Annotated in this window: 10 protein-coding genes and 1 pseudogene; 5 read left to right on the top strand and 6 right to left on the bottom strand. The window is 41.0% G+C overall.

Annotation, left to right across the window (positions count from 1 at the left end):
* Positions 1 to 147 precede the first annotated feature (147 nt).
* The 3 genes from H6G74_RS12820 to H6G74_RS12810 form a co-directional block, all read right to left on the bottom strand.
* Positions 148 to 5,988, bottom strand: a complete 5,841-nt coding sequence (locus H6G74_RS12820) for a translocation/assembly module TamB domain-containing protein (RefSeq protein WP_190968032.1) — start codon at positions 5,986 to 5,988, stop codon at positions 148 to 150.
* A gap of 722 nt (positions 5,989 to 6,710) precedes the next feature.
* Positions 6,711 to 7,361, bottom strand: coding sequence for a sigma-70 family RNA polymerase sigma factor (locus tag H6G74_RS12815; RefSeq protein ID WP_190968132.1), 651 nt, complete (start codon positions 7,359 to 7,361; stop codon positions 6,711 to 6,713).
* Between the two features lie 137 nt (positions 7,362 to 7,498).
* Positions 7,499 to 8,050, bottom strand: coding sequence for a PadR family transcriptional regulator (locus tag H6G74_RS12810; RefSeq protein WP_190968131.1), 552 nt, complete (start codon positions 8,048 to 8,050; stop codon positions 7,499 to 7,501).
* Positions 8,051 to 8,158: 108 nt separating this feature from the next.
* Between H6G74_RS12810 and H6G74_RS12805 the strand changes: the two genes are divergently transcribed.
* The gene (locus H6G74_RS12805; RefSeq protein WP_190968031.1) at positions 8,159 to 8,650 is read left to right on the top strand and encodes a DUF4188 domain-containing protein; all 492 of its coding nucleotides are present in this window, start codon (positions 8,159 to 8,161) and stop codon (positions 8,648 to 8,650) included.
* Positions 8,651 to 8,784: 134 nt separating this feature from the next.
* Positions 8,785 to 9,156, top strand: a complete 372-nt coding sequence (locus H6G74_RS12800) for a 2TM domain-containing protein (RefSeq protein ID WP_190968030.1) — start codon at positions 8,785 to 8,787, stop codon at positions 9,154 to 9,156.
* Between the two features lie 259 nt (positions 9,157 to 9,415).
* On the opposite strand, the gene H6G74_RS12795 is transcribed toward H6G74_RS12800, so the two are convergent.
* On the bottom strand, positions 9,416 to 10,834 hold the full coding sequence (locus tag H6G74_RS12795; protein ID WP_190968029.1) for an aspartate ammonia-lyase: 1,419 nt from the start codon (positions 10,832 to 10,834) through the stop codon (positions 9,416 to 9,418).
* Positions 10,835 to 11,085: 251 nt separating this feature from the next.
* Here H6G74_RS12795 and H6G74_RS12790 point away from each other — a divergent pair, with 251 nt between their 5' ends.
* Positions 11,086 to 11,649 (top strand): Uma2 family endonuclease, encoded by a 564-nt coding sequence (locus H6G74_RS12790; protein WP_190968028.1) that lies wholly within the window; start codon positions 11,086 to 11,088, stop codon positions 11,647 to 11,649.
* Between the two features lie 20 nt (positions 11,650 to 11,669).
* Positions 11,670 to 12,188: a CDP-diacylglycerol--glycerol-3-phosphate 3-phosphatidyltransferase gene (pgsA, locus tag H6G74_RS12785; RefSeq protein ID WP_190968027.1), complete on the top strand. Its 519-nt coding sequence runs from the start codon at positions 11,670 to 11,672 to the stop codon at positions 12,186 to 12,188.
* Between the two features lie 31 nt (positions 12,189 to 12,219).
* Here the strand turns inward: pgsA and rfbA are convergent, their stop codons facing one another.
* The gene (gene rfbA / locus H6G74_RS12780) at positions 12,220 to 13,131 is read right to left on the bottom strand and encodes a glucose-1-phosphate thymidylyltransferase RfbA (RefSeq protein ID WP_190968026.1); all 912 of its coding nucleotides are present in this window, start codon (positions 13,129 to 13,131) and stop codon (positions 12,220 to 12,222) included.
* The gene (rfbB, locus tag H6G74_RS12775) at positions 13,128 to 14,195 is read right to left on the bottom strand and encodes a dTDP-glucose 4,6-dehydratase (protein ID WP_190968025.1); all 1,068 of its coding nucleotides are present in this window, start codon (positions 14,193 to 14,195) and stop codon (positions 13,128 to 13,130) included. The genes rfbA and rfbB overlap by 4 nt, the downstream gene beginning before the upstream one ends.
* Before the next feature lie 133 nt (positions 14,196 to 14,328).
* Between rfbB and H6G74_RS12770 the strand changes: the two are divergent.
* Positions 14,329 to 14,643 (top strand): annotated as a pseudogene (locus H6G74_RS12770) (hypothetical protein); the annotation flags it as partial.
* Positions 14,644 to 14,755 lie beyond the last annotated feature (112 nt).

Genomic DNA, 14,755 nt, shown 5'->3' with positions numbered 1-14,755 from the left:
TCCGATAAACATATTCAATATGTTGGATAGGGAAACAGAAACCAAAAGCATCAAGACTTTGTTAGATTACACTAGCGCCACATCCAACTTACGAACTTATTTCTCCGCACGCAGCACTTTGATATATCTTGAATTGTAGCAACCGAATTAAAACCTTGTTTGATACTCAATCACGGCGCGACTATCATCTTCTAAGTTAGTAGAGGCACGTATCCGTAATTCATCATTAATGCGGTAATTTATCCCCCACTGAAAGGGGTCATTAGCTGTTAAAATCTTGATACTGGAAATCGAAAACTTTGTAGAAATATCAACACCAGCTTCAGCCGCTAATTCTAATGTGGAACTATTTCTACCTGCTTCGGGATTATCAGAAATCACAGTTGGAAAGATGCGAAATTCACTCAAACCAAAAGCATTGGCAATTTGATTAAATGTTGTTTGAAAGTTATTAAAGACGGCGGAACCTGCAATATTAATTAAGCCTAATGTACTATCAGCACGTCCTTGAGTATCAACAAACCCGCCGCCTAATAAAGCAACAATTTCGGTTTGACTGCGTGAGGGACTGCTGGTAAGTTCGAGATTTTCATTGAGTTTACTAGCTGGCCCTTGGACTCTTGCTTCCACTCGCACACTTTCTAATGAACCTAAGCCACCGACGGAATTGTTTCTGGTGAAATCTGGTGTTTGAACTGCATCCAGTACCTTAGCAAATAACCGCACATCTAAAATAGGATCGCGGGGCGAATCAGACCTAAATGTGGCTGTATTTTTATAGCCACGCACTAAGTTAAATTGGGTGGTAAATAAATTCACGCCACCTTTTTGCAGCCGAATTGTACCATCAGGTACAGGCTGATTCAAAGCGCCATTAACTTTTAAATTACCTGTAGCACTAAAGCTAAGAATTGGCGGACGAGTAATTTGGATATTGTTTCCTAATGTTAATTCCAGATTATTTAATCTAGCGACATTGGGATTATTTCTCGCTTCGGTTTTATCTTGTTTGTTTGCTTTAACAGCATCGCTAGTTGTAGGTTCATTAGTGCTAGTTGATTCTGCTAATAAAACCTGACCATCAGATAACCGAATTTGACCGCCAATGAGGGGGTTTAAGGCTGAACCTGTAATTTGTAAATTACCACTGGCACCACCTTTATATAAACCTTTGAGATTTAAATTTAATTTTTCTAAATTAACAGTCAGAGGATTACTTGCGACTTCTCCATTATTAAAGACAGGAATTTCCCCAGCCGCGTTTACTTGACCCCGACTAAATCTGCCTTCAACACCTTCTACAAGAATGCGGTCAAAATTGAAATTTATCTTGCCTGTTACCCGCCTAATTTTACCGGGTAAGGCTTGGGCGGCAAAGGTAGCATCTTTGACGCTGGCAATTCCGGTTAACTCTGGGCGTTGTCTGGTTCCCCGGACTGTTAAATCAATTTCACCTTCACCTTTTTCAAAGGCTATTTGATCTGTTAACAGATTTAGTAGTGCTAATCCTTCATTACGGACTTTGACATCTAAACTAATTTCATTACTGGCGGGTGCGGTAGTTGCAAAGGGTAACTGATAAGGGATGCTGCCACTAATATTAACTGGTTCTGGCCCGGCAACGGAAACATTACTACCAAAGTTCAACCGACCATTGATATAGCTAAAGCTGGCGGTAGCTGCTTCTACTGGCTTTTGATTGAGGGTTCCGTCGGTAATTTCTAATTCGCCTTGGGCTTGGGGGTTGCTAAGACCACCTGCTAAGGCGGCGGAACCATTCAAATTACCTGTGATATCAACTGGGAGTTTGACAAAGTTATTAATTAAGGCGATGGGAAAATTATTGACACGTAGCTGGCCTGATTGGTCTTTACCGCCGATGTTACCTGTAAAGGCTAAGAGACTATTATCTAACTCTATGCGTAACGGGCGTAACTGCAAGACACCATTTTCAAAGCTACCTTGGGCAATGATTTGTTTTGCATTGTAGTATCGCTCGCTTTCGCTTTCTTTACCCCAGGTAAAGTTCTGCCCGTTAATATTAAACTGTACTGATAATCCGTTGGCTGTGGCTGTATCTAAGGCAATATCGCCGTTAAAGGTTCCTTGCAAGTCTGCCAGTTCTGGTAATAAATTGTTATCCCGCCGTTGTTGTTGCTGTTGTGCGAGTTCTGCTTCAATTTCGTAAAAGCGGCGCAGTTGATCAAATAAAGATTGATTGGGTAAACCACGAGAGTTGGTAGTTAAGTCGGCTGCTGTGCCGTAAGCTGGTTCTGATATGCCTCGCTGAAAATCTTGGATTTCAAATATTTGGGCAACAGCTAATACATCTTGGATTTTGCCTTGGCTGATGTTGATTTTGCCTTGGAGTTGCGGCCCTTTGGGACTTTGACCCAAACTCCCCGCAAAGGCATAAATACTGCTGCCTTTGACAAATTTACTACTGGTGAGTGTGACTTTACCATTAGCAAAGCTGAATTGGGCTGTTAATTCGTTGCCTTGAATGCGTCCGATTTTTGGGGATGCGATCGCTAAATTACCATTGGCGGCAAATGTTTGTTGATTAACTTGCAAGTCGCCACTAATTAAACCAGCTACTGTACCCGTACCTAAACGCAAAGCTGGTGGTACAGAAACATTCAAAATTTGTAAGGGGAAGTTCTGCACATTCAAGGCGATGTTATTGCCTTGAAATTGTCCTTTGGCTGAGGCATCTTGCCACTGTACTAAAAAGGATTGGGGGCGATTCTTGCCGTCTAAATTGAAGGCGATGCGGTCTCGATTGCCCATTAAATTTAAGTTCAAGCCGCGCCCTTGGGCTGAATCAATACTACCTGTTAGCAGTGGTTCAAAAGCAATGTTCTGTACTACCAAGTCTCGTAAGGCAATTTTGCCACTGACGTTTGGCAAGGGTAACTTGCCTGTGACTCTGCCGTTAAAATCTACCTTGCCTTTCAACGCCACTTGATTAGGCAAATTAATCGGTAATTGTTGCAAGTTATAGTCCTGGGCTTGGACATCCAAATTTAAGGCGGTAATTTCTGGAATGCCTGCTTTATTGGCGTTGGCTGTGATGTCTCCAGTGACATTTAAACCAGGGGCAGTGAGTTGATTAATTGCTAGTTTCTCACCATTCCAAGCGATCGCAGCTGTTAATGGTCGTTCTAATCCCGGCAAACCTTGGGATAACTGCACTTTACCAGAGGCATTCAAATTAGCTAAAGTTGCCGAACCCAGCGCCCCAGCAACTTGTAATCTACCGCCCAATTGCCCCCGCAATTGCTGATTCAACTTGGTTAACTGCACATCAGCCGCATCCAAGATGGCTTGATAACGACCTTGATTCACTTGAATATTCGTGGCGGTAATTGTCCCCCCGGCAATATTCAACTTGCCTTGACCACTGGCTTGAATGGTTTGGGGTTGGAAAGATGTAACTGAACCCGCCACGTTTAATTGACCTGTTAAATTGCCTTGAAATTGGGGCGGGACGGCTGCTAATTTTTGCAAGGGTACATTATTCGCTGCGACTTGCGCCTGATAACGACCGTCAGCCACGCGAATATTAGATGCGGTAATTGTCCCCCCTGCCACATTCAACTTAGCTTGACCACTGGCTTGAATAGTTTGGGGTTGGAAGGATGTCACCGAACCCGCCACGTTTAATTGACCTGTTAAATCTCCTTGAAATTGGGGCGGGACTTTGGTTAAGCGTTGGACTGGTACATTGTTAGCTTGAATCTGCGCTTGATAACGACCGTTATTAACTTTGATATTTGCGGCATTAATTGTCCCCCCAGCAACCGTTAACTTAGCCTGACCACTGGCTTGGATAGTTTGCGGTTTGAAGGATTCCACCGAACCAGCCACATTAAATTGACCACCTAACCGACCGCGAATTGGTGCAGTCTTGGGTGTGAGTTCTTGGACAGCCAGATTATTTGCCACTAACTGCGCTTGATAATTGCCATTGGCGAGTTGAATATTGGTGGCTGTAACTGTACCGCCAGCGACACTTAAGTTAGCTTTGCCGCTACCACGCAGCGTTTTCAAGCTGAGGTTATCTCGATTCCCGGCGATTTGAAATGTTCCCGCCAAGCGCCCTTGCAAAGCTGGGGGTGCTTGTTTGAGAATACGTCCTACGTTGATATTATTGGCAACTAATTGGGCGGCAAAGTTTTGGTTTTGGAGTTGGACACTGGCAATGGCAACTGTCCCACCAGCAATCTGCACTGCTGCCCCTTGACTCCGAATTGATGTCAGTTGAAATGGCCCGCTAGTCCCAGCCAAAATCAACCGCCCGTTAAATTCTGCCCCATCCAAGGAAACGTTTTGCAGTTGATTTTTGTTTACAAAGGGTTCTAACTCGACACCATCACCTGTGACGACGGCTTGCCAACGTTCTTTGGCATAGGTACCCACCGCCCGGACTACCCCGCGACCAACTTTCAGGGCGACATTTTGGAAGTAGATAGTGCGATCGCTGGCAATGATCAATTCCCCTCTACCTGGGTAAGTGGCTTGGGGGACTTGCCACTGTACCGCCGTTCTGACGTTGGTGGGCGTACCTGTAACTTGGGCGGTGGCGGCGACTCTGCCAATGCGGAAAGTCGGGCTGGAGTTGTAGATTTTAGCGATCGCATCTCCCGCAAAATTCTTGGCAGTAAAAGCCAGATTCAATCTTGGACTTTTACCCACCGATATTTGACCGCCGCCGATGATTTCCCCACCTACCGTAGTTTCGCCTTGAACATCTCGCAAGGTTAACAAGGCATCATTCGCCGAAAATTCAAATTTACTCGTAATACTTTTAAAGTTAATTTTATCAATCCGGGCCGTGTTAATTGTGGCAACCGCTCCAGAGAGAATCGGGTTTGTCGCTTTACCAGTAATTTGGATATCTGCTTTGAGTTGTCCCGTTACAGGTACAGGTAATTTCAACTTAAGTGTACTTTGGGCGTTAGCAACACTCACTGTTTTAATTCGCCCAGTTAACTGAAGGCCTGTTTTACTGTCAATAATGCCGTTGGCAACTACAGGAATTTTGCCGTAGTTGGTATTGAGGTTATCTAGCCTGATTTCTGTACCTTTGAAGTAAATATCCCCTTCTGTATTACTTAACAGTTGGGGGACGCGGGGAATTTGCAGCGTTACCTTTTGTAAATCAGCACTGCCATACAACAAAGGATCTTGTTCGGGCGCAAGCTTAACTTGCAAGTCGCCATTCACTCTCCCAGCTTGCAAATTCAGTGGTAACTTGACCAAACTCGTAACTGTCGAGGCGAGTAAATCTTGTCCATACAACTTAATGTCAGCCACTAGCGTTTTTGGGCGGACTTGTCCTTTAACTGCCACATTCCCACCGCTTTCTGCTTGTCCCGCCACATCAAAATTCACCAGTTGGTTATTCTCCAACAGTTGGGCAGAACCGTTAAGTTGGGCAAATGTCACCACCCCATTTTTTTGTTGACCGAGTAGGTTCACTTTGCCATTCCGCAACCGCAGATGATCTAAATCCGTTTTAATTAATCCGCTTTTACCAGGTGGTGCGATGGTGGTTGTAATCCAACGTCCTTGATCGTCTTGTTCAATGTAGACATCAGGGTTAACCAAGGTGACATCCAACTTCAGCTGACGGTTGAAAACTAATTGCCACAAATTAAAACCCACTTCTACAGCTGCCACTGCTGCTTTATCGGGGTCTGTGGGTGTGGCGGGAATTTCCGAAGCCCCAAAATTTACACCTGTGAGGGAAAAATTGGTCACTTTCCCCAATTTGACGGGACGGTTAATTGTATTGGTCAGGCTTTGTTCTGCTAACGGCGCTAACTCTTTTTGGATAAAACTTTGTAACCGCCAAATCCCTAGAATCAGTCCTACTAACAAGACTCCTAACAACGGTATGCCAGCCCGACTTAAAATCAGCAACCACATCCGCACACGGGTACGAGATTTAATTTGACGTTCTTGATGGCGAGAGTTAGTCATGTGGTTTTACTCTATACTTGCTGAACCTAGGGGGAACGTGACTGGCACTAACAGCATATTTGTTCACTATGCCAAATTCTAGGAGCCAAACTAATTTTAGACCTGGGAATTTGCAAGACCTTGGTCAACTCATGTTATTCAGGGGAGTTGGGGGTATATTCAATTAAATTTCCGACGATCTGGAAAGTTTGGTGAATAAAGAGAGTTCGAGGCTGAGGGAATCTACAGAGAAAGAAGTTACAAAATTCCTGTCCATCAAAATCATTTACCCACAGCAAGCGACTTGTTATTACTTAGATTGTAAAAGCATTAATAGTTTCATTTTTTTAAGTAATTTTACTAAGAATAAAATTAAATTTTTTGAATGTAAGTCGAAAAATCTCAAATATTGCCTGCTACTATTTATACTATATTTTTAGCGATTCATAAAGATGTAGTAAAGACTTTCAGTACGGAGACAGATGATCAAGTTAAAAGTCTGTTGCTGTCGTTAACTGGTCTGCTAGTATAACTAACGCTAATGCAAATTCGGTTACAGTATATGTCATCTGGATGAGGTACATTTCTCTAGTACGGGTCGGCGGAAATCAACAGATCATAAGAAATTGCTAAAAGGCTTGTGTTATGAGTATTCTTTCTTTTTCCTTTTGACTTTTTACTTTTGCCTTGTTGTACTAGCCCCTAGCCCCTCTCCCCTTGAAAGTTGTTACCATCTTCTACCTTTATAAAATTCCTTCAGATTCCGCAAAGTTTCGCAAACGTGGCAGACATTGACGCTGATAAAAGCTACTTAGGGTAGGAACGGGTAAGCCAAATTCCTCTGAGAGTTCTTTCCAGCTAATTTCCGGTGGTAAGCGTTTGAGAATCAACACCTGACAGTTTACATCTGGGCGACCTTTAACGTAAGTACGGCGTAATTCGCCATTTGCATCTGTTTCTGCCCATATTTGTACGTTTTCCAGAATTGGCGGTACTTGGGGTGTAGCTTGGAGATTTTCAGTCAAATCAATAATTTCTCCATTGCCACCTTGCCAAGACTGGCGCACTTGCAGAGGAACTGTTAAGGCTTGTTCTCGATGATAGTTGAGGTAAAAGTCTTGGAGTCTGCGTTTGAGATAAGCATTTAGCCAAGTTACTACAGTCCCATAGCTGGGGTCATAAGTCTGACCGGTTAAGCCATCGCAAATGTTACGACAGAAATATAACCAAGTTTGTTGCAATGCGTCTTGATAATAGGGAGTGCTTTCTCGCCAAAGTCTACCGGAAGTTAAACGGATAATTTGAGTCAGCAGCTTTTGACGCTGTGAACTTCCAGGAGGATAACCGCAGGCTTGAATAACTAAGTTGCGTAACTCTTCATCGAGTTCCATGATGGCAATTTTGACAAAAAAATAGCAAGAATATACTAAGTATTGCTTACAATGACATCCAAATATTAACCTGATGTTATGAATAGGCCATCTTAATCAGTAGAAGATTCCAGATTTATTTAGTTTCTGGAATTAATGTTTTAGGTAGGGTTGCTTAAAAAGGCAATGATTTCTGCACACCAAGCCAGCCAAGCTTTTTCCGTCTGAATACCACAACGGAGAGTGACATATTGAAATTTCAATTCATCTGGTAATTCTTGGGGTTTAAGAAAGAACTTTTTCTCAATTTCTTGATAGACTACTAACCTTTGTTGATGTTGACTTTGGTGAGTTTCGAGTTTTGCTAGGATAATTTCACGGTTTACTAAATACCCAGCATATAGCTTGACAAGTAAATCACTTTTAAATGGGGTTGCTGTTTCGGGTGTTGCAATCCATTCACATAATTGCTGTTTACCTAAGTCTGTGACTGAGTAAATTTTTTTATCTGGGCGATTTTCTTGCAAGACTTTTTCTGCTTGTAGCCAACCTTGTTCTTCTAAGCGATTTAACTCTCGATAAATCTGCTGAAAGCTGGCTTCCCAAAAAAAACCTACTGAACCTTCTACAGATTTATCAAACCTTTTAGCCAAGTCGTAACCGCTACAAGGGCTATTAATCAATACTGACAAAATTGCGTGGGCTAAAGCCATAGTTTTTGTTGTTGACATATTCACATAGTTGAATATATCATGTTGTTTGTATTCAACTATGTGAATAGTAATTTGGTTGAATATAAACAACATTCAGAGAATTTAGCTATGACAACAATCATGCCAGGACGCTTCACCGCCGAAGTAGACTCACCATTTGTAGTTTTCTTGATTGGGATGCGTGTTAACAAATTTTGGTCTTTTTCTAAATGGCTACCGGTGGCACAAGCAATGACTCCAATGCTAAAAACTTTAAAAGAGCATCCCGAAAAAGGCTTTTTGGGTGGAGAAATGTTTTTTAAGTTGTCTCCGTTATCAACTTTGATGGTGTCATATTGGCGATCGCTTGCAGATTTAGAACACTTTGCTCGCAATCCGTCTGATCTGCATTTACCTGCTTGGCAACGCTTCAACAAGGCCGTTGGTAATGATGGCAGTGTGGGGATTTGGCATGAAACTTACATCATCGAACCCGGACAGTACGAAGCAATTTACGGCAATATGCCAGCTTTTGGTTTAGCTGCGGCGACAAAACTGGTTCCCATTACTAAACGCACTGATACAGCCAGAGCTAGAGTCGAAAGAATCAAACAACTTTAGATGGAAAAAGGTTCTGCAAGGACAAACTTTTACTTTGATCTGCACAATGATGGCGAGAGATAGAAAGAAAGCCAAAAATTGATTTTTGGTAACTCTCTGTCACAATCCCTCATGGAATCTAGGAGCCTAAATCTATGGCAAGCTTTCGCTCAGAAGATGTACAGCAAATTCTTCAGCGAGCAATGGCTGATCAGCAAAAAGACGAATTTTCGGAACAGCAGCTACAAGAAATGGCGGCAGAATTGGGTATTTCATTTATTAGCCTGCAAGCAGCCCAACAACAATGGCAGCAGGAAAAAGAAATTATCAAACGGCGACAAAGGTCTAATGCTTACCGCCTACAAAAAATCAAACCACATCTGATTAGTTATCTTGTGGTAAATCTGTTTTTAATTGTGTTGAATTTAACAACTAGCCCCAGTTACTTCTGGGCAATTTACCCGCTATTGGGTTGGGGATTAGGTCTTGGTATACATATCATCAGCATCTACCTGCAAAAAGATTAGAAATTTAAGAGTGGGGAGTCAGACAAATCAAGGGTTTGGCGGAGGCGGAAACTCCCAGGTGAATGATTGAGGATTGCTATAGGGATATGTATTGTGATTTACGCAATGAAATTTTCTCAAATGAGTTAGTGTAGGCAAAGACTGGTATTTAGTTTTTCAAAAAACTTAGGTGGTGTCAGGTGGGCATTAACTACTATATTCTTGATTAATTGAAGGTTTTGGTGAAAATGCCCACCCTACTTGCAGTTCAGAAATCTGATTAAGATTCTGTTTTGAGGGGTACAATGCTACTCATCTGTTCTAGATTTAACACTCCAGCTAATTCCGCCTCTGTCATCAACCCTTTTTCTAAAACAATCTGTCGGAGAGATTTACCAGTTATCAATGATTCTTTGGCGACTTCCGCAGCATTGAGATAGCCAATATGAGTGTTGAGTGCGGTGACTAAAGCTAAACTACCTTCAGCGTAAGCTAAACAGCGATCGCGGTTGGCGGTAATATTTTGAATGCAGCGTTCTGTCAGCACCGCGATGGTATTGCCCAGGATTTCAATACTGTGAATCAAGTTATAGGCAATTAAAGGCATCATCACATTCAATTCTAATTGTCCAGCTTGGGCAGCAAGGGCGATCGCATTGTCGTAACCCATCACCTGAAAACATACCATCGATGTCATCTCTGCCATAACTGGGTTATATTTCCCTGGCATAATCGAGGAACCTGGTTGAACTGGTGGGAGTTGAATTTCTTTTAAACCAGTTTTCGGCCCGGAGTCCATCAACCGCAAATCATGGGATATTTTAACTAAATCCTGGGCTAAGTTGCGTAAAGCCCCAGAAACATTGACAAATGGTGCCATACTTTGCATTGCTGCCATTAACTGCGGCGCAGGTTCTAAAGGCATATTCAGCAATTCCGAGAGAATTTCCACCACACGGGCGCGATACAAAGGATGGGTATTCATCCCCGTACCCGACGCACTACCACCCAAACCCAGCACCATCAAATCTCCAGAAGCGGTGTAGATGCGGTTTTGATGATCTGTGAGGATTTGCGCCCAAGCTGCAAAAGTATCACCCAAACGCACAGGTACAGCGTCTTGCATGTGGGTTCTGCCAGATTTGACGATATCTTGAAATTCTACCGCTTTGCTTTCTAGGGCGGCGATCGCTTTTTCTAAAGCTGGGTGTAATGTATGAGTCAGTGCTAATAAACCACCAATGCGAATCGCTGTCGGAATGACATCATTGGTAGACTGTCCGTAGTTCACATGGTCATTAGGATTAACCCGCTTGTAATTACCTTTTTCGTCACCGAGAATTTCTAACGCCCGATTTGCTAAGACTTCGTTAACATTCATGTGGTGGGAAGTTCCCGCACCAGCTTGATAAACATCTACCACAAATTGGTCGCGTAATTGTCCAGCCAGAATTTCATCGGTGGCTTTGACGATTGCTTGACTAATCTCTGGGGAAATGCAGTCTAATTCACCGTTGACAATTGCAGTAGCTTTTTTTATTAATAAGCAAGCATCTACGTAAGTATGTAAAGGCTTTAAACCACTGATTGGGAAATTTTCTGTAGCCCTGAGAGTTTGAATGCCGTAATAAACATTACTAGGAATTTGGCGATCGCCCATTGAGTCGCGCTCAATGCGAAAATTTATATTGTCAGTCATAGTATTGTCTGGATGATCTCGAAATACAGATCATGCCACGTAAATGGCACTCACGCCCTTTTTACTATCTACAATCTTCCAAACTCAAATCAATTTATAGCGTTGTTCATTCTAGTGAGATACAAGCAAGAATAATTAACCGCCGATGAACGCAGATGAACGCCGATGAAAACAGATAAATTTATACCTCAGCAGATTAAGAAACGCTATATTTAAGTTAACCTAAGTTTAAACACACGCAGGTAAATATTATGATTAAAACACCAACTCGCCGGATATCTCTAGAGGAATTTTTACAATTACCAGAAACTAAACCAGCCAGTGAATATATTGATGGTGAAATAATTCAAAAACCTATGCCTCAAGGTAAACATAGTAGACTTCAGTTGCAATTACCTAATGCGATTAATCATGTAACAGAACCCAAAAAAACTGCCCTAGCTTTTCCAGAATTACGTTGTACCTTTGGTGGACGTTCCACAGTTCCAGATGTCGCGGTATTTGCTTGGAATCGGATTCCTATAGATGAAAAAGGCAATATCGCCAATGTTTTTAATACATACCCAGATTGGACAATTGAAATTCTCTCTCCTGAACAAAGCACAACCAAAGTTACTAAAAATATTTTACATTGTTTAAAGCATGGTACGAGCTTGGGTTGGTTAATTGACCCAGAGGAACATTGTGTTTTAGTTTATCCGCCACACCAACAAATTATATATTTAGAAAACGAAGAAGACATATTACCAGTTCCCGATTTAGTCAGTGATTTAAATTTGACATTGGGGCAATTATTTGGTTGGTTAAAATTATAAATAATTTCTCAACCTAAATCATGACTTTACCTAATTGGATTACTTTTTCTCGCCTTCTTGGTGTCCCATTTCTGCTTTATGGTTTGTACAACCCAACACCGCAGGCTAGATGGATATGTTTAGCAATTTTTCTTGTGGCGGCGTTAACTGACTGGTTAGATGGCTATTTAGCGCGGAAACTCAACCAAATTAGTGATTTGGGTAAGTTTTTAGATCCTTTGGTAGATAAATTTTTGGTACTTGCGCCGTTGATGGTGTTAATTGAGTTGGGGAAAGTTCCAGCGTGGGGAGTGTTTTTGATTTTAGCGCGAGAATTAGCGATCGCAGGTTGGCGAGTTAACCAAACAAAAATTTCGGGGGCAAATATTTGGGGTAAACTAAAGACTGTGAGTCAAATAGTAGCGATCGCATTTTTGATTGCACCTTTATCATCAGAATGGCAAACTCCTGCATTAATCGCCTTTTGGGTTTCTGTGGCTTTAACTTTAATATCGGGGCTAATTTATCTTTTGCCGCCAAAGGTGAGTAATGATGAATAATATTTAAACGCAGAGGTAAGCCGAATGTTGACTACATGTTAATAAAACATTGTGGTCTTTTTCTAGCAGTAATATAATCATCTTCTAAAACAGACATTAAATATTGACCATAGCTACTTTTTGCCATTGGTTGAATTAATTCTTTGAGTTGATTAGCATCTATATAGCCTTGATTATAGGCAATTTCTTCAATACAAGCTATTTTTAATCCTTGGCGTTCTTCTAAAGTTTGAATGAAATTAGCAGCTTGATGTAAAGATTCATGAGTTCCCGCATCTAACCACGCATATCCTCTACCTAAAAGCTCAACTCTTAATTTTCCTTGCTTTAAATAAGCCATATTCACATCAGTTATTTCTAGTTCATTCCGCGCCGAAGGTTGGAGATTAGCTGCAATTTCTCCAACTTGAGCGTCATAAAAATAAATTCCAGGAATTACATATTTAGATTTAGGAATTGTGGGTTTTTCTTCTATCCCTGTTACCCAACCATCTGCATCAAATTCAATCACACCATAAGGACGCGGATCTTTTACCTGATAGCCAAAAACAAGTCCACCTTCTTTGAGTTGTGCGGCTCTCAATAATACTTCTCTTAAACCATTACCATACAATAAATTGTCACCCAAAATTAAGCAGACTGGCTGATTCGCAATAAAATCCTTTCCTAAAATAAACGCATGAGCTAAACCTTCAGGATAAGGCTGTTCAATATAACTAAACTGCAAACCCCATTGACTACCATCCTTTAATAATTCTTGCAATAATGGCAAATCACTAGGGGTAGAAATAATTAAAATTTCGCGGATTCCTGCCAACATTAAAACAGACAAGGGATAATAAATCATTGGCTTGTCATAAATTGGCATAAGTTGTTTACTCACAACATTAGTAATCGGATAAAGACGAGTACCAAAGCCACCCGCTAAAATAATTCCTTTCATTTGCGATTTTCGTAGTTTTGTTGCAACCAATTCTGGTAAGCTACTGAACGTACTTGATTGACCCAATCTGAATTATCAAGATACCATTGCACGGTTTTTCTTAAACCACTATCAAAATTTTCTTGGGGTTGCCAGCCTAATTCTCGCCTGATTTTACTACAATCAATTGCATATCTTCTATCATGTCCTGGACGGTCTGGAACAAAATTAATTAAAGACTCATAAGAAAAGTTAGGTTTAGGTGCTAGTTCATCCAGTATGGCACATATTTTTGTTACAACTGTTAAATTTGTTTGTTCATTTAATCCGCCAATATTATAAGTTTCACCAATTTTTCCTTGTTGGATAACTAAATATATAGCTTGACAATGGTCAATAACATAAAGCCAATCTCGAATATTCTGTCCATCACCATATATAGGTAAAGGCTTGCCATCTAGAGCATTTAAAATCATCAAAGGAATGAGTTTTTCAGGAAATTGACGCATTCCATAGTTATTTGAGCAATTAGTTGTTAAAGTAGGCAAGTTATATGTGTGATAGTAAGCCCGGACAAAATGATCTGCTGCGGCTTTAGAAGCGGCGTAAGGGCTATTCGGTGCATAAGGTGTATCTTCTCGAAAGGCTGGTTCATCAATTTGCAAAGAGCCGTAGACTTCATCTGTAGATATGTGCAGAAAGCGAAATTGTTGCTGTTGTTGTGGCGGTAGCTTTTGCCAGTAAACTCTGACGGCTTCTAGTAAATTAAATGTGCCAACTACATTAGTTTGGATGAATATCTGCGGGCTAAAAATAGAACGATCAACATGACTTTCCGCAGCAAAGTTGATAATTGTATCAGGTTGATATTTATCTAGTAAGTAACTAACTAATTCAACGTTGGCAATATCACCTTGCACAAAATGATAGTTGCGATCGCCTCGTAATTCCGCCAAATTTTCTAAGTTACTAGCATAAGTTAATTTATCTAAATTAATTATGTTAAACCACTGATTTTTTCGAGCTAAAAGAATAAAATTTGACCCGATAAATCCAGCACCTCCAGTTACTAATGCTGTTAGCATACGTACCTCAAATTTGATTAATAGTGGAATTTATACAATTAAGTTGTATAATTTAATTGTATAAATATGCTTGTACAAACATATTTAAAACTAGACGAAATATCTATATTATTTTTTAGTCAATTGTAATAATATGTATCAAACAGACCCGCCTCGACCGGCGAAAGAATCTCTACCTACAATGTATGATCTCAAGAGTGAAGATCCCAAGGAACCTGGCTTGCCTGACGAATTTCATATTTTCCAAACCCAACTGCTGCGCGAGACCTTTTTTCCACCCAACTATCGAACAGACGAAATATTTACTGCTAGTGACTTAAACCTCTACTATGACACTCAGCATCCACTATGGTACAAGCGCCCAGATTGGTTTGCGGTTGTAGGTGGTTCTCGTCTCTACGAACAAAAAGATTTACGTTTAAGTTATGTGATTTGGCAAGAAGGTATGGTTCTTCCGGTAATTTTATGGAGAATTAGTAGTAAAGTGCCAAGTTAATAAGCTACGTAAGCGGAAATTACTAAAGTTGCGAAAGCCATATCCAAGTCTTTTGATTAACTTG

Origin of the sequence: Nostoc spongiaeforme FACHB-130, from assembly GCF_014698475.1 — a bacterium.
GTDB classification, from domain to species: Bacteria; Cyanobacteriota; Cyanobacteriia; order Cyanobacteriales; family Nostocaceae; genus Nostoc_B; species Nostoc_B spongiaeforme.
The sequence above is the reverse complement of the archived record's forward strand: the minus strand, read 5'-3'. Positions and strand labels throughout refer to the sequence as shown.